The organism is Streptomyces sp. NPDC004647, from assembly GCF_040609575.1.
Lineage (GTDB): Bacteria > Actinomycetota > Actinomycetes > Streptomycetales > Streptomycetaceae > Streptomyces.
Genome location: NZ_JBEXKU010000015.1, coordinates 57,376 through 72,399 on the forward strand (window position 1 = coordinate 57,376; position 15,024 = coordinate 72,399).

Annotated in this window: 15 protein-coding genes; 10 read left to right on the forward strand and 5 right to left on the reverse strand. The window is 71.2% G+C overall.

Translation table 11 applies throughout. From position 1 onward, the window contains the following. The first annotated feature begins 29 nt into the window (after positions 1–29). The 7 genes from ABZW18_RS09300 to ABZW18_RS09330 all read left to right on the forward strand — a co-directional run bounded on the left by ABZW18_RS09300 (position 30) and on the right by ABZW18_RS09330 (position 6,673). Entirely contained in the window at positions 30–533 is a 504-nt protein-coding gene (locus ABZW18_RS09300) for a (2Fe-2S)-binding protein (protein ID WP_356184337.1), read from the forward strand. After that, complete coding sequence (locus ABZW18_RS09305) at positions 520–1,524, forward strand: xanthine dehydrogenase family protein subunit M (RefSeq protein ID WP_356184340.1); 1,005 nt, start codon at positions 520–522, stop codon at positions 1,522–1,524. Before ABZW18_RS09300 ends, ABZW18_RS09305 begins: the two co-directional genes overlap by 14 nt. After that, positions 1,521–3,812 carry a xanthine dehydrogenase family protein molybdopterin-binding subunit gene (locus tag ABZW18_RS09310; protein WP_356184343.1) on the forward strand — a complete coding sequence of 764 codons (2,292 nt, stop codon included), beginning with the start codon at positions 1,521–1,523 and terminating at the stop codon, positions 3,810–3,812. Before ABZW18_RS09305 ends, ABZW18_RS09310 begins: the two co-directional genes overlap by 4 nt. Positions 3,813–4,214: 402 nt before the next feature. Continuing rightward, complete coding sequence (locus ABZW18_RS09315) at positions 4,215–4,649, forward strand: hypothetical protein (RefSeq protein WP_356184345.1); 435 nt, start codon at positions 4,215–4,217, stop codon at positions 4,647–4,649. 4 nt (positions 4,650–4,653) lie between these two features. Then, entirely contained in the window at positions 4,654–5,247 is a 594-nt protein-coding gene (locus ABZW18_RS09320; RefSeq protein WP_356184347.1) for a DCC1-like thiol-disulfide oxidoreductase family protein, read from the forward strand. A gap of 10 nt (positions 5,248–5,257) precedes the next feature. Next, positions 5,258–5,983, forward strand: coding sequence for a TetR family transcriptional regulator (locus ABZW18_RS09325; protein ID WP_356184349.1), 726 nt, complete (start codon positions 5,258–5,260; stop codon positions 5,981–5,983). A gap of 168 nt (positions 5,984–6,151) precedes the next feature. Beyond that, entirely contained in the window at positions 6,152–6,673 is a 522-nt protein-coding gene (locus ABZW18_RS09330; protein ID WP_356184352.1) for an HD domain-containing protein, read from the forward strand. A gap of 64 nt (positions 6,674–6,737) precedes the next feature. On the opposite strand, the gene ABZW18_RS09335 is transcribed toward ABZW18_RS09330, so the two are convergent. Both ABZW18_RS09335 and ABZW18_RS09340 read right to left on the reverse strand, forming a co-directional pair. Further along, positions 6,738–8,210, reverse strand: a complete 1,473-nt coding sequence (locus ABZW18_RS09335; RefSeq protein ID WP_356184355.1) for a metallophosphoesterase — start codon at positions 8,208–8,210, stop codon at positions 6,738–6,740. Between the two features lie 7 nt (positions 8,211–8,217). After that, positions 8,218–8,556 (reverse strand): hypothetical protein, encoded by a 339-nt coding sequence (locus ABZW18_RS09340; RefSeq protein WP_356184357.1) that lies wholly within the window; start codon positions 8,554–8,556, stop codon positions 8,218–8,220. Here ABZW18_RS09340 and ABZW18_RS09345 point away from each other — a divergent pair. Continuing rightward, positions 8,495–9,946 carry a D-alanyl-D-alanine carboxypeptidase gene (locus ABZW18_RS09345; protein WP_356184359.1) on the forward strand — a complete coding sequence of 484 codons (1,452 nt, stop codon included), beginning with the start codon at positions 8,495–8,497 and terminating at the stop codon, positions 9,944–9,946. The two genes, ABZW18_RS09340 and ABZW18_RS09345, sit on opposite strands and share 62 nt — an antisense overlap. Here ABZW18_RS09345 and ABZW18_RS09350 read toward each other — a convergent pair. After that, positions 9,849–10,838 carry a YihY/virulence factor BrkB family protein gene (locus ABZW18_RS09350; RefSeq protein WP_356184361.1) on the reverse strand — a complete coding sequence of 330 codons (990 nt, stop codon included), beginning with the start codon at positions 10,836–10,838 and terminating at the stop codon, positions 9,849–9,851. The two genes, ABZW18_RS09345 and ABZW18_RS09350, sit on opposite strands and share 98 nt — an antisense overlap. A gap of 141 nt (positions 10,839–10,979) precedes the next feature. On the opposite strand from ABZW18_RS09350, the gene ABZW18_RS09355 reads away from it, so the two are divergent. Further along, complete coding sequence (locus ABZW18_RS09355) at positions 10,980–12,179, forward strand: FAD-binding oxidoreductase (protein WP_356184364.1); 1,200 nt, start codon at positions 10,980–10,982, stop codon at positions 12,177–12,179. Positions 12,180–12,283: 104 nt separating this feature from the next. On the opposite strand, the gene ABZW18_RS09360 is transcribed toward ABZW18_RS09355, so the two are convergent. Then, positions 12,284–12,877 (reverse strand): 2'-5' RNA ligase family protein, encoded by a 594-nt coding sequence (locus ABZW18_RS09360; RefSeq protein WP_356184366.1) that lies wholly within the window; start codon positions 12,875–12,877, stop codon positions 12,284–12,286. Between the two features lie 238 nt (positions 12,878–13,115). Further along, positions 13,116–14,129: a tryptophan--tRNA ligase gene (gene trpS, locus ABZW18_RS09365; protein WP_356184369.1), complete on the reverse strand. Its 1,014-nt coding sequence runs from the start codon at positions 14,127–14,129 to the stop codon at positions 13,116–13,118. A 127-nt stretch (positions 14,130–14,256) separates the two neighbouring features. On the opposite strand from trpS, the gene ABZW18_RS09370 reads away from it, so the two are divergent. After that, positions 14,257–14,847, forward strand: a complete 591-nt coding sequence (locus ABZW18_RS09370) for an RNA polymerase sigma factor (RefSeq protein ID WP_356184371.1) — start codon at positions 14,257–14,259, stop codon at positions 14,845–14,847. The last annotated feature ends 177 nt before the right edge of the window (positions 14,848–15,024 follow it).

A 15,024-nucleotide genomic window follows, 5' to 3' on the forward strand; every position in this document is an offset into this window, starting at 1 on the left:
GCTCGAGCCCCCGAGGGCAGAGTGAGCATATGGAGCGAACCACCCGTCGTACGCAGGTCGCTGTGACCCTCCGGGTCAACGGAGCCGATCACGAACTGGAGCTGGACGCCCGGTCGACGCTACTGGACGCGCTGCGTGACCGGCTCGGTCTGACCGGCACCAAGAAAGGGTGCGACCAGGGGGCGTGCGGTGCGTGCACCGTCATGGTCGACGGCAGGCGGGTGGTGTCCTGTCTGACGCTGGCCGCCCAGTGCGAGGGCCGCGAGGTGACGACCATCGAGGGCCTGGCGCACGACGGAACCCTGCATGCGATGCAGGAGGCCTTCGTCCGCCATGACGCCCTCCAGTGCGGCTTCTGCACTCCGGGCCAGGTCATGTCGGCGGTGTGTCTGCTCCAGGAGGGGCGGGCCGGATCCGACGAGGAGATCCGGGAGTTCATGAGCGGCAACATCTGCCGCTGCGGCGCGTATCCGAACATCGTGGCGGCGGTCCGCGAGGTCGCGGGGACCGGTGACGGCCGTGCGCGCGTTTGAGTACCTGCGGGCCCCGGACACCGGCACCGCGATCGCGGCCGTGACGACCGACCCCGCCGCCTCCTTCCTCGCCGGGGGAACCACCCAGCTCGATCTCATGAAGGACGGGGTCCTCGGCCCCGAGCTGCTGGTCGACATCACCCGGCTCCCGCTGGGCGGCATCACGGGTTCGGACGAGGCGCTGCACGTGGGCGCGCTGACCACGATGGAGCAGCTGGCCGCGGATCCCGTCGTCCGTGAGCGGCTGCCGCTGGTGCGCCAGGCCCTGCTGTACGGCGCGTCCACGCAACTGCGGAACATGGCCACCATCGGCGGAAACCTGTTGCAGCGCACCCGCTGCCGCTACTTCCGGGACCCAGCGGTGCCCGCGTGCAACAAGCGCCGACGCGGCTCCGGCTGCGCGGCCATCACCGGCGCCGCCCGGATGCACGCGATCCTCGGCGTCAGCGAGCACTGCATCGCCGTGCACGCCTCGGACCTGGCCGTGCCGCTGGTCGCCCTGGACGCCGTGGTGCACATCCGGGGCGCCGACGGGGAGCGCGCCGTGCCCCTGTCCGCGTTCTACCTCGAGCCGGGTGACACCCCGGACGTCGAGAACGTCCTCGGCCGGGGCGAGCTGATCACCGCGGTGGAGATCCCCCTGCTGCCGCCCGCCGCGCGCTCGGCCTATCTCAAGGTCCGTGACCGCGCGAGCTACGAATTCGCGCTCACCTCGGCCGCCGCCGCGCTGGTGGTCGAGGACGGGACGGTCCGGGAGGTCCGGCTCGCGCTCGGCGGGGTCGGTACCAAGCCGTGGAGAGCCCGGTCGGCCGAGGACGTGCTGCGCGGCGGACCGGCCACCAGCGATGCCTTCCGGGCCGCGGCGCGGACGGCGCTCGAGGGCGCCGACCCGGTGGCCGGCACCGCGTTCAAGGTGGAGCTCGCCCGGCGAACCGTGGTGCGGATCCTGGAGGACCTGGCGGAGACCGGCCCCGGGGGGCCGGACTCATGACGAGCGTCGAGGATCGGAAGGCTTCCGCGGCAGGGATCGTCGGACCGGGTGCCGACCGGGTCGACGGCCCGCTGAAGGTCACCGGAGCGGCCCCGTACCCCTCCGACTTCGACTTCCCGCGCCTCGCGCACGCCGTGCTCGTCACGACGACCGTCGCGGCCGGGCGGATCACCGTCGTCGACAGCGCCGAGGCCGAGGCCGCACCCGGCGTACTGGCCGTGATCACGCATCTCAACGCCCCCGTACTGGCCCCGGGCGGGCGCACCGTGCTGGGGCCCGAACCTCCGCCGCCGCTGCAGGACGACCGGGTCCTGCACTACGGGCAGTACGCGGCCGTAGTGGTGGCCGAGACGTTCGAACAGGCCACGTACGCGGCCCGTTTGGTGCACCTCTCCTACGATCCGGGCGACCCGCTCCTCGGCGTGGAGGACCCGCGTGCCGTGCCGAAGAACAACCCCTTCATGCTCGACATGAAGCGCGGCAGCGTGCCCGACGGTCTGGCGGAAGCCGGGGTCAGGCTCAGAGCCGCCTACCGGACGGCGGAGAACACGAACAACCCGCTGGGGCCGTTCGCGACCGTGGCCATGTGGGACGGGGACCGGCTCACCGTGCACGACGCCACGCAGTGGCCGTACAACGTGCGCAACTCCCTGGCGGCTGCCTTCAAGGTGCCCAAGGACGGCGTGCGGGTCCTGGCGCCGTACGTGGGCGGCGGGTTCGGCGCGGGACTGCGCACATGGCCGCACGTTGTCCTCGCCGCGCTGGCCGCACGCATGGTGAGCCGCCCGGTCAAGCTGGTGCTGACCCGCCCGCAGATGTTCACCGGTATCGGGCACCGGCCGGGCAGTGTCCAGGAGATCAAGCTCGGCGCCACGCGCGACGGCAGGCTGACGGCGATCGACCATGAGAGCACGACGACCGTGGCCATGGAGGACTCCAATCTGGAGCCCGTCACCCTGGGCACCGCCTGGGGGTACGCGTGCCCCAACGTCTCCACCCGGGACCGGCAGGTGAAACTCCACATCCCCTGCCCCGGCTCCATGCGCGCCCCCGGCGAGGCACAGGGCAACTTCGCCCTCGAATCCGCTCTCGACGAGCTTGCTCACCGGCTGGAGCTGGACCCGGTGGAGCTGCGGCTACTCAACTACGCGGCGTTCCAGCCGCAGACAGGGCTCGCTTGGTCGAGCAAGGCGCTGCGGGAGTGCTACGAGGTGGGCGCCGAGCGGTTCGGCTGGGCGGCGCGCGACCCGCGGCCCGGCTCGATGCGCGAGGGCCGCCGGCTCATCGGCTACGGGATGGCCGGGGTCACGTTCGCCCACTACCAGGCCAAGTGCACGGCCCGGGCCACCATCTCGGGGGACGGCAGGGCGTATGTGCGCAGCGCCGCAACCGACATCGGCACGGGCACGTACACCGTGATGGCCCAACTGTCCGCGGAGTTGCTGGGCCTGCGGATGGACGACGTCCGGTTCGGGCTCGGGGACAGCGCCATGCCGAAGGCGCCGCAGGCAGGCGGATCCGGACTGACCGGGGCCCTGGGCAGCGCGGTCCACGCCGCGTGCGAACGGCTGGTGAGCGCTTTCCTCGACCTGGTCCGCAAGGATGCCGAATCGCCCCTCCACGGCTGCCGCATGGAGGACGTCGCCGTCACGGACGGCCGGATCGTACGGATCTCCGACCCCACCCGGGGCGAGTCCTACTCCGGCATCCTCGCCCGGCACGGCCTCGAGGAGCTGACCCGCGAGGGGAGTTCGCCCATGCCGAAGGGGGACATCGGACAGCTCGTCGGCTCGCTGGCCGTCTCCCGGCTCGGGCGGATCGGCAGCTTGGCGGTGAAGGCCACCCGGGCCACGATGCCCGCGGGGGCGTTCGGCGCGAAGTTCGTCGAGGTCCATATCGACGCGGACCTGGCGCAGTTGCGGATCGCCCGGGTCGTCTCGGTGATCGACGGCGGCCGCATCCTCAACGAGAAGACGGCCCGCAGCCAGATCATCGGCGGTACGGTCGGCGGGATCGGCCAGGCCCTGTTCGAGGAGACGGTCACCGATCCGGACACCGGTCGCATCGCCAACGCGACCTTCGGCGACTACCTGGTGCCGGTCAACGCGGACATCCCCGACATGGATGTGGTCTTCGTCGGCGAGCGTGACCCCATGACGCCCATCGGGACGAAGGGGATCGGCGAGATCGGTCTGACGGGCGTCGCCGCCGCCATCGCCAACGCCGTCCACCACGCCACCGGCCGTCGGATCCGGGAACTGCCGATCACCCTCGACAAGCTTCTCTGAGCTTCTCCGATCCCGGACGCCTGCCGGAAACGGGCGCCGGAGAGATGCAGGTACGCACGCGTGCGTGCACGGCGTCGATGAGGTCTCCACGTCCCGTCCGGCAGTCGATGAGGTCTCCACGAGTCCCGTCCGGCAGTCGATGAGGTCTCCACGAGTCCCGTCCGGCAGGCGGGTACGCACGCGCGCGTGCACGGAACAGCAGCCATGCCCCGCCCCCTCCGGTCGGTCGGCCCCCTCCGGTCGGTCCGGCCCCTCCCGGTCGGTCCGCCCCCCTCCCGTCGTCCGGCCTGGATCTCGGGCCCGGCGGAAGCCGCGACGGCACCCCTTCTTGAACATGTTCAAAAATACGTCTACAGTCGCGGCGTACCGCTTTTTTGAACACGTTCAAGAAGGGGTGGGGAAGTGGACCTCACTGTCATCGCCTATGTCATCTACCTGCTCATCAGCGTCGCGCTCACCATCTGGGTCGCGCGCACCCTCAGCCGCAACGGACGGATCTTCCTGGCCGATGTGCTGCACGGGAACCAGAAGCTCGCCGAAGCCGTCAACCATCTGCTCGTGGTCGGCTTCTACCTGATCAACCTCGGCTTCGTCGCCCTCTATCTGAAGGCCGCCGAGGCGGTGGCGGACGCACGCGGGCTGTTCGAGGCCCTGTCGGTCAAGATCGGGGTCGTGCTGCTGGTCCTCGGCGTCATGCACCTGGGGAACGTCTTCGTCCTCAACAAGATCCGGCGGCGTGGGGTGATGGAGCGCGAGCAGGTGCCGCCGGTCGCTCCGCAGGGGTGGACGGGCCAGGGCGGCGCCGAGGGCTGGGCCGCGCCGGCCACCGGAGCGTGACCCGGTGACCGCTTCCGCGGCGGGGGCCCGTACGGACCAGGGCGCGGACCGCGCCCCGGTCCGCCGGCTGACCGTCCTCTACGACCCCGACTGCTCGCTCTGCGCGTTCGTACGGGACTGGCTCGCGCGGCAGCGCCAACTCGTACCGCTCGACCTGATGCCCGTCGGCTCCGCCGAGGCCGGCCGGCGCTTCCCCGGCCTCGACCATGCGGCGGCCCTGCGCGAAATCACCGTCATCGGCGACGCCGGGCAGATCTACCGCGGGTCCGCGGCATGGGTGGTGTGCCTCTGGGCGCTGGCCGAGTACCGGCCGATGTCCCACCGGCTCAGCACTCCGGCCGGAGCGCCCTTCGCGCGGGCGGCGGTCCTGGCCGCCGCGAAGTACCGAGAGGCGCGCTCCCCCGCCCGTTCCCGGGGCCCCGGCGCCGCTGCCTGCGCCGACGGTTGCGCCGCCCCGGGCCCGGCTCCGGACCTCGCGGTCGGCTACGGGCCCGGCTCGGGTCCGGGCTCCAACCCCGGCCCCAGCTCCGGTTCCGGCTCCGACCCCGGACCCGGCAGCGGCCGGGCCGGGCCCCGGTCGGCTCCGGGCTGCGATTAGGCTCCCCACCGTGGACGAAGCAGTGCCGACCGAGAAACAGCCGCCGACCCCCAAGAGCGAACAGACCCGGACCCTCATTCTCGAGACCGCCCTGCGCCTCTTCCAGGAACGCGGCTACGACAAGACCACCATGCGGGCCATCGCCAAGGAGGCCGGGGTCTCGGTCGGCAACGCCTACTACTACTTCAGCTCCAAGGAGCACCTCATCCAGGGCTTCTACGACCGGATCGGCGCCGAACACGAAGCGGCGGTCCGCAGCGTGCTCGAAGAGGAGCGGGATCTGGCGGGGCGGGTGCGCGGGGTGCTCCTCGCATGGCTCGATGTGGCGGCTCCGTACCACGAGTTCGCGGAACAGTTCTTCAAGAACGCCGCGGACCCCGACAGCCCCCTGAGCCCGTTCTCCGACGAGTCGCGCGGTGCCCGCGACGGCTCGATCGCCATCCAGCGCCGGGTGCTGGCAGGGGCCGAGATCAAAGCCGATCCGGAACTCGCGGATATGCTGCCGCAATTGCTGTGGCTGTACCACATGGGCCTGGTTCTGTACTGGGTCTTCGACCGCTCCCCCGGATGCATCCGCAGCCGCCGCCTCGTGGAACGTACGGCCCCGCTGGTCGCCCGCGCGGTGGCGCTCTCCCGCTACCGGGTGCTGCGGCCGCTGGTCCGCGAGGTCCGGGACGTGCTGTCCGAGTTCCTCCCCGCCGCTGCCGGGGTGGCGGGGGCCCGTAAACGGATATAGCGCCGTATCGGGGAGGCGGGACCGCCCGTTCGGCGCAGGAGCGGCCGTGCGTGCAGTGCCGGTGATCGCGTTCTTCAGCTGCGCGGGGACGTTACCTTTGCCACACGCCCCAGGCTCGGGTGAGCGCTGCCGGGCGGACACGGGGCGCGGGAGACGACGGAGGATGCCGTGGACGACCCGGGGAGCCCCCGCAGACTGACGCTCGCAGAGACCGACGCCCTCGCGGCCGAGGCCCACGCCGGGCAGACGGACAGGATCGGAGTGCCGTACGTCGAGCATGTACGCGCCGTGGCCCACGGTCTGGCCCCGGTCGGCGACCGCCTGGCGCAGGCGGGGCTGCTGCACGACATCGTCGAGGACACGGAGTGGACGCTCGAGGGGCTGCGGGCGGCAGGTGTACCCGCGGACGTCGTGGCGCTGGTCGACGCGGTGACCAAGAGACCGGGTGTGCCGTACACGGACATGATCCGCGCCATCGCGGCCGACGAGGACGCCGCCCTCGTCAAGATCGCCGACAACGCGCACAACTCCCACCCGGACCGGCAGGCCGCCCTCCCGGAGGAGCAGCGTGCCCGCCTGGCCGCGAAGTACCGGGACGCGCGCGCGGTGTTGTGGCCCGCGGTGGACCGGACGCTGCTGGAGACAGTGGTCCACCGGATCAACCCGGCCCTGCTGGACGGGTCTCTCTGAACTCGGTTCGGGGCCGGTCGGGCCGGTCAGATCCTGTCGAGCCGGTCAGATCCTGTCGGGCCGGTCAGGACTGGGCTGAAGCGAGAGTGACGACAGTGATGTCGGACTCCGCACCCACCCGTACCGGCGGGCCCCAGGCGCCGGCGCCGCGCGTGACGTAGAGCTGGGTGTCGCCGTAACGCTCCAGGCCCGCGACCGTCGGATTGGCCAGCGCGGCGACATGGTTGCCGGGCCAGAGCTGGCCGCCGTGGCTGTGTCCGGAGAGCTGGAGGTCCACGCCGTGCCGCGCAGCGTCGTGGATCATCACCGGCTGATGTGCGAGGAGTACGGAGGCGCGGGCAGGGTCCCGGTCACCCAGCGCCCGCTCGTAGTCCGGGCCGAGGGCAGGATCCTGCTTCTCGGCGGAGATGTCGTTGACCCCGGCGAGATCGAAGCCGGGCAGCTCCACGCGCGCGTTCTCCAGGGGGTGGACTCCGAGTTCACGTAGCTGTTCGACCCATTCCGCCGCGCCGGAGTAGTACTCGTGATTGCCGGTGACGAAGTACGACCCGTGCCGCGAGCGGAGCCGGGAGAGCGGCACGGCAGCGGGACCCAGGTCTTCGACGCTGCCGTCGACCAGGTCGCCGACGATCGCGACCAGGTCGGGCCGGGTGCGGTTGATCGCGTGCACGATCCGCTCGGTGTGGGCACGGCCCAGGATCGCGCCGAGGTGGATATCGCTGACGACGGCGATCCGGTAGCCGTCCGCGGCTCGCGGCAACTTGGCGAGCGGCACGGTGACGCGCTTGAGGCCCGGCCCGTCCAGCACGCCGTACGCCCCGTACCCGACGGTCCCGGCGGCGACGGCAGAAGCGGCGACGGCAACGGTGCGGGCCACGAACAGCCTCCGGCCGAGGACCGCTTCGGTCTCCTGCCCGGCGGCACCGGCTGCGGCTCCGGCGACGGCCGGCGTCGCAGAGGTGGTCGGCAGCGCAGGAGGAGTCGGCAGCGCAGTGGGAGTCGGCGCGGCGGCAGCGTTCCGGCCCGTGGCGGTCGGCACCGTACCGGCGGCAGCGAGGGTTCCGGAGGCGGGTGCGGGACCGGGCTGCGCCTCCGCCGCGGCGGCTGCGACCGGGGACAGTACGGGCCCGGCACCGGACGCGTCATCGGACGGAGCCGGCCGGGAAGCCCTTGTCGCGGCGGCGGACCCGGCGGCTGCCCTGCCGGCGGCTCTGGCCTCGAGCCACCGGCGGAGCAGGGGCCGCACGGCCTCTCCTGCCAGCAGCGCCAGCGTCAGATAGAGAACCAATGCCAGCCACAGATAGCCGGGCCAGGCGAAGATCTGTTCGACGATGAACGGTGCCCCGGCGCGGCCGCTCACGAGCGCGCCCAGCGTGGTCAAGGGCAGCGCGACGGCTGCGATCGTGCCGGCGCGCCGGCCCCACCCGCCCGCCGTCGTCGTATCACGTACGAGCCGCCGCCACAGATAGCGGTGCACACCGGCCAGCAGCCCGAGGACCGCCACCGCGACGAGCACAAAGACCACTGCCTCGACCACCCGTCCGCTACCCGGCCGACCCGGAACCGGCGTCGGCGCCCGCCCCGGCGTCGGCGCCCGCACTCGTCCTCACGCCCGCACCCGCGCCGGCACCCGTATCAGCGCCCGACTCGCGGCGCAGCGCCCGTACGCCCCGCAACCCGATCACGCCGATCGCCGTCCCCAGAAGAAAGGACGCCACCGCGAGCAGCAGATGAACCCAGAAGTACGCAGTCGGGTCACCCGCATCATCGAACGCGAGTCCGCTGCCGTCCTTCCAGAGATTCTTGACGAAAGTGACCCAGATGAACCAGCTCCACACCCCGAAGGCGAGCAGAAACCAGGACACGGGACGGGAGAGCTTCATACGCTCCAGTATCCCCGCAGAGTCCGGGCGACCGCCGCTGGGGTGTTCCGCGGCGCCGCTTCCGTACTGCGGTGCGGTGTTGCCGCCCTCCGCCCTGTACGTTCGCCAGGTGCCCGCATTCCTTGCCGCTGCCTCAGGTGTCCTGTCCCTACTGCCGCGCCGCGGTGTCGCGTTGACCGTCGCGTCCGCGGCCCTGCTGCCCGCTCTCACCGCCGCGCCCGCGCTCGCCGCCGTCCGGGCCGATGAGAAGGAGAAGCAGCCGCGGCCGCCCGCGAAGATGTCCACGGTCGGAGGCGAGCGGCTGGGCCGGGCGGGGACCCAGGTGCAGCTGGCTCCCGGTGCGCCGAAGCTGCCGAAGAAGCTGACCGGGCGTTCGTGGGTGGTGGCCGACGCCGAGTCGGGCGACGTACTGGCGGCGCACAACGCGCACTGGCGGCTTCCGCCCGCCAGCACCCTCAAGATGCTCTTCGCGGACACGGTTCTGCCCAGGATCCCGAAGGACCACAAGCACACGGTCCAGCCGTCCGACCTGGCCGGCATGGGCGAGGGCAGCAGCCTGGTCGGCATCAAGGAGAAGCAGACCTACTCCGTCCACGACCTCTGGCTCGGTGTCTTCCTGCGCTCCGGCAACGACGCGGTGCATGTGCTGTCCGCGCTGAACGGCGGCACGGAGAAGACGGTACGGGACATGCAGCGGCACGCGATCGAGCTGAACGCGCAGGACACGCATGTGGTCTCGCCGGACGGCTACGACGCCAAGGGCCAGTTCAGCAGCGCGTACGATCTGACGCTCTTCGCCCGCTCCGGGATGCAGAAGCCGGACTTCCGCGCGTACTGCGCGACGGCCACCGCGAAGTTCCCCGGGGAAGTGAAGAAGAGCAAGAAGGGGAAGACTAAGCAGGAGACGTTCGCGATCCAGAACACCAACCGGCTGCTGACCGGGGACTTCGGCCTCGACCCGTACAAGGGCATCGCGGGCGTCAAGAACGGCTACACCTCGCACGCCGGTTCGACCTTCACCGGAGTCGCGCAGCGCGGCGACCGGGTCCTGCTGGTGACCGTCATGAACCCGTCGGACGGGGAGCACAACGAGGTCTACAAGGAGACGGCGGCGCTGTTCGACTGGGGCTTCAAGGCCGCGGGCAAGGCCGAACCGGTCGGCAGGCTCGTCCCGCCGAAGGGCGCCGGGGACGAGCTGTCCACCGGCGGCCAGGGCAAGGGCCGCGGCCACGCGAAGGCCTCGGTCGCGGCGTCCGATCGGAACTCGGGCGGGGTGTGGGCCGCCGCCGGCATCACGGGCGGGGCTTTGGCGGCGCTGGGCGCTGCGGCGCTGCTGGTGCACCGCCGTTGGCCGCTGCCGGAGCTGGTGCGTCGCCGTTCGAAGGACTGACCTCGGGACCTGTCCCGGCGCTGGCCTCAGGAGAGGCCTCGGAGCCGCCGTGCTGCGTCGCGGTCCACGCGGCGCAGTACAGCAGTAGCTTGGCCATGAAGTTGATCCATAGCATGAGGGCGATCGGCACACCGAAGGCGCCGTACATGTTCCTCGCGGCGACGCCCTGCAGATAGCCGCTGAGCAGGAACTTCAGCAGTTCGAAGCCGACCGCGCCGAGCAGCCCGGCGACGACGACCGCGCGGCGGCCGGGGTGCACGTGCGGCAGCCGGGTGAGCAGATAGGCGAGCAGCAGGAAGTCGGCCAGGACGGAGAGGGCCACACTCGCGAGGAAGAGCAGCGCCCGGCCCGGGCCGCCCTCGGCGATACCGATCCTGTCGGCGACCCAGCCGAGGGCGCTGCCGGCGAAGACCGAACCGCCCATGGCGACGAGGCCGACCGCACCGAGCCCGAACAGCACCCCGGCGTCATTGACCTTGAGCAGCAGCGGGTTGCCGGGGTCCTCCTCCTTCCGCCACACGGCACGCAGACACTCGCGCAAGGAGCCGACCCAGCTGACACCCGTGATGATCAGCAGCACACCCGCGATGACCCCGATGGTGCCGGCGTTGGCGACGAGGCCGTCGATGTCGAGCTGGTCGGAGATGCCGGGGACCTGGTCGGCGAGCTTGTCCTTGAGCTGCCGCAACTGATGGTCGCTGAGCAGGGCGGCGCCGATCGCGGCGCCGACGGTGATCAGCGGGAAGAGGGCGACGAAACTGGTGAAGGTGATGGCGGCGGCGAGGCGCGTCCAGTGCTCCTCGTCCAACCGCTCGTACGCCCTCCAGGCGTGAGTGCGCATCAGTCGTACGATCTGCGGCCCGATCACGGGCAGTTTGGTCAGCCACTCCATGGCGGACGCCTACCCTGCATCGGCCTTCGCGCGCCCCCGTCCCGCGCGAAACGCTGTCTGACTCATCTCCAATCACCCTTTCTGGTGAGTAAGGTGATGAATTTAACAATTCTGGTCATTCACGGCTATACGGTCGCGGCCATGCCCGCTGTCTCTTCCTCCGCCGCCGGCCACGACCGGATCCGTTCGATCGACGCCGAGCAGGGGGAGGCCGTCTGCGGCGGAGGCGTGAGCCTGCGCCACTTGATGGAGGTGCTGCTGCCGCTCGGCTGGTTCGTACCGGTCGTCCCCGGGAGCGGCGCCATGACGGTCGGCGGGGCGATCGAGGCCGACCTGCACGGCAGGAACCACCACATGGACGGGAGCTTCACCCGGCATGTGCGGTCCATGGAGCTGCTCACGCCGGACGGCGCCGTCCGGACGCTGACCCCCGAGGGCACCCCCGACCTTTTCCGTGCCACGTCGGGCGGCATGGGCCTGACCGGTGTCGTACGGTCCGCGACCGTACGGCTGCTGCCCGTGGAGACCTCGCTGGTGTCCGTGGACACCGAGCGGGCCAAAGACCTCGACGACCTGATGGGACGGCTGACGGCGGCCGACCACCGCTACCGCTACTCCGTCGCGTGGATCGACCTGCTCGCCCGCGGTACGGCGACGGGGCGCGCTGTGCTGACCCGGGGGGCGCACGCACCGCTCGACGCGCTGCCTGCCCGCTCCCGCCGCGCGCCGCTCGCCTTCCGGCCCGGCAGGCTTCCCGCCCGCCCCCGGTTCGCACCGCACGGACTGCTCGGCCGGACGGCGGCCGGACGGACGGCAGTCGGCATTTTCAACGAGCTCTGGTACCGCAAGGCACCGCGCAGCCGCACCGGCGAGCTGCGCAGAATCCGGTCCTTCTTCCACCCGCTCGACGGTGTCCCGCAGTGGAACCGGATCTACGGGCGGGCGGGCTTCGTGAGGTACCGGCTGGTGGTCGGCTACGACGAGGACGACGCGTTGCGCCGGATCATCCGCCGGGTTTCGCGCCGTGGGTGCCCGGCGGTGCTGGCCGTACTGAAACGGTTCGGTACCGGCGACCCCGGCTGGCTGTCGTTCCCGATGGCAGGCTGGGCCCTGACCCTGGACATCCCGTCGAACCTGCCCGGACTCGACGAGTTCCTCGACGGGCTCGGCGAGGAGGTGGCGGGCGCGGGCGGTCGGATCTGCGTGTCCGAGGACTTCCGGCTGCGGCCCGAGTTGCTGGGGGCCATGTATCCGCGGCTGGCGGAGTTCCGTGCGCTGCGCGCCGAACTGGACCCGGGCGGGGTCCTCGCACCGGATCTTGCCCGTCGGCTCGGTCTGTAGCACCGGGGGCTGCGAGGGTGGAGGCGAGCCTCGAGGGCGTCCGCCGCACCGGGCCGGCCGCTCCCGCGGCGGGGCCGGGCGTGGGCGGGCGGCAGCGGGTCAGGTCAGGGGCGCAGGGAGTGCGTGGCGGGCGCGTCCACCGGGGCGGTCGTCTGCGCGGGCACGCCGGGTCCCGGAAGACCCTCACCGAAAGGGTAGTCGTGCAGCTTGCGCCAGCTGCCGTCCTCGCTCTGCTCGTGCAGCGCGAACCCGGTGGCGGTCCAGCAGGCCATGTAGTCGGCCAGCGCCTCGAACGCGCGGTCCATGGACTCCTCGGCGATGCCGTGCGCGACGGTCACATGGGGGTGGTACGGGAACTGCAGTTCGCGCTGCACGGGTCCGGAGCGGACCTGCTCCTGGAGGGCGGTGCACTCGGGGATGCCCTCGGCGACCCTGACGTAGACGACCGGGGAGAGCGGGCGGAAGGTGCCGGTGCCCTCCAGCCGCATCCGGAAGCACCGTCCGTCAGCGGCGACCCCCGCGAGGTGGCGGCGGAAGGCGGGGAGCGCTGAAGCGTCCACCTCTGTGGGCGGGAGCAGGGTGACGTGCGTGGGGATGCTGCGCGCGGCTGCGTCCCCGAAGCCCATGCGCCGCTCCTGGAGCGTGCTGCCGTATGGCTCCGGGACCGCGATCGAAACGCCGAGCGTTACGGTCCCCACTTCGTTCTCCTCTGCTCGTCATACCGCTGCCGTCTGGCGCCGGTCCTCGTGCTGTCGATTCTCGTTCGTACCGCTCTTCTCGTTCGTACCGCTCTCGTGCTGCTCGTGTGCTGCTCTCGTGCTGCCGGTGCGCTCATGCCAGTGTGGCGGGTGCGCCACCCGGTGGCGAGCGTCCACGGGTTTCTCCGCGCGGAGGCCGGAACCCTGGCCTCGCGACCGGCTCGCGCGCGGGCCCGTCTCAGTGCTTGGCCGGGAGGAAACCCACCTTGTCGTAGGCCTGGGCGAGGGTCTCGGCGGCGACTGAACGGGCCTTCTCCGCGCCCTTGGCCAGGATCGAGTCCAGCGTCTCGGGGTCGTCCAGATATTCCCGCGTGCGGGTCCGGAACGGGGTCACCCACTCGACCATGACCTCGGCCAGGTCGGTCTTGAGCGCACCGTAGCCCTTGCCCACGTACTTCTGTTCGAGCTCCGCGATACCCGTGCCGGTGAGGGTCGAGTAGATCGTGAGGAGATTGCTCACGCCGGGCTTCTCGGCCTCGTCGAAGCGGATTTCGGTGCCTGTGTCGGTCACGGCGCTCTTGATCTTCTTGGCCGACGCCTTGGGCTCGTCGAGGAGGTTGATGATCCCCTTCGGCGCGGACGCCGACTTGCTCATCTTGATCGTCGGATCCTGGAGATCGAAGATCTTGGCCGTCTCCCTGACGATGTACGGCTCGGGGATGGTGAAGGTGTGGCCGAACCGGCCGTTGAAACGCTCGGCGAGGTCGCGGGTCAGCTCGATGTGCTGACGCTGGTCCTCTCCGACGGGGACGGAGTTGGCCTGGTAGAGCAGGATGTCGGCGATCTGCAGGATCGGGTACGTGAAGAGGCCGACGGTGGTCCGGTCGGAGCCCTGCTTCGACGACTTGTCCTTGAACTGCGTCATACGGGAGGCCTCGCCGAAGCCGGTGAGGCAGTTCATCACCCAGCCGAGCTGTGCGTGCTCGGGCACATGGCTCTGGACGAAGAGCGTGCAGCGCTCGGGATCCAGCCCGGCACCGAGGAGCTGGGCGGCGGCGAGGCGGGTGTTGGCCCGCAGTTCGGCCGGGTCCTGCGGCACGGTGATCGCATGCAGGTCCACCACCATGTAGAACGCGTCGTGGGTCTCCTGCAGCGCCACCCACTGCCGAACCGCACCCAGGTAGTTCCCCAGGTGGAACGAGCCTGCGGTGGGCTGGATGCCGGAGAGTACACGCGGACGATCAAAGGCCATGCCGCCCATTCTCTCAGGTGCGGAACCGATCCCCGGTCTCCGGTGTAAGAAGAGTGTGAGGACGCGGGAGGGGGGCCGCATCGTTAGAGACGGGGGAGCTACGGGCAGCCTCTGCGCCGACGGTGGCGTGGAGACACGGGCGGGCGAAGCCGCGTTGATCGCGCGGGTGCTCGGCGGGGAGCGCGAGGCGTACGCGGAGCTGGTGCGGGCGCACACCCAGATCGCGCACCGTACCGCGGTCCTGCTGGGAGCTGGTGCGGACGCCGAGGACGTGGTGCAGACGGCCTTTCTCAAGGCGTACCAGTCGCTGGGGCGCTTCCGGGCCGAGGCGTCGTTCCGGCCGTGGCTGCTGCGGATCGTCGCCAATGAGACGAAGAACACAGTGCGGTCGGTGCACCGGCTGCGTACGGCGGTGGAGCGGGAAGCGGCGCTGGTGGAGGCCGAGCCGGTGATACCGGAATCGGCCGATCCGGCAGCCGCCGCGGTGGCGGACGAGCGTCGGCGCCGGCTGCTGGCGGCACTGGACGAGCTGAGCGATGAACACCGGCAGGTGGTCACCTACCGCTATCTGCTGGATCTGGACGAGGCCGAGACGGCGCAGGCGCTGGGCCGGCCGCGCGGCACGGTGAAGTCGCGGCTGAACCGTGCGCTCCGACATCTGGAGCGGCTGCTCGGGCCGGACAAGGTGGAGGCCTCGGCGCGAAGAGGAGGGAGGTGACGGGCATGGGTGACCGGGATACGAACGGCCGACGGCCGGACGAGCTGCGGAGCGAGCTGCGGGCACTGGGACGGGAGCTGCGGATACCGCCGGTGGACACCGAGACGGCGGTGGAGCGGGTACTCGCCGGGCTGGTCGGCGCTCCGGTGCCGGTGCCGGTGCCGGAACCGGAACCGG

Coding starts and splice junctions, on each gene's coding strand:
- ABZW18_RS09300 (WP_356184337.1), top strand. CDS start 30: ATGGAGCGAACCACCCGTCGTACGCAGGTCGCTGTGACCCTCCGGGTC.
- ABZW18_RS09355 (WP_356184364.1), top strand. CDS start 10,980: ATGCCCGCTGTCTCTTCCTCCGCCGCCGGCCACGACCGGATCCGTTCG.
- trpS (WP_356184369.1), bottom strand. CDS start 14,129: ATGGCCTTTGATCGTCCGCGTGTACTCTCCGGCATCCAGCCCACCGCA.
- ABZW18_RS09340 (WP_356184357.1), bottom strand. CDS start 8,556: ATGAAGCTCTCCCGTCCCGTGTCCTGGTTTCTGCTCGCCTTCGGGGTG.
- ABZW18_RS09345 (WP_356184359.1), top strand. CDS start 8,495: ATGAACCAGCTCCACACCCCGAAGGCGAGCAGAAACCAGGACACGGGA.
- ABZW18_RS09310 (WP_356184343.1), top strand. CDS start 1,521: ATGACGAGCGTCGAGGATCGGAAGGCTTCCGCGGCAGGGATCGTCGGA.
- ABZW18_RS09350 (WP_356184361.1), bottom strand. CDS start 10,838: ATGGAGTGGCTGACCAAACTGCCCGTGATCGGGCCGCAGATCGTACGA.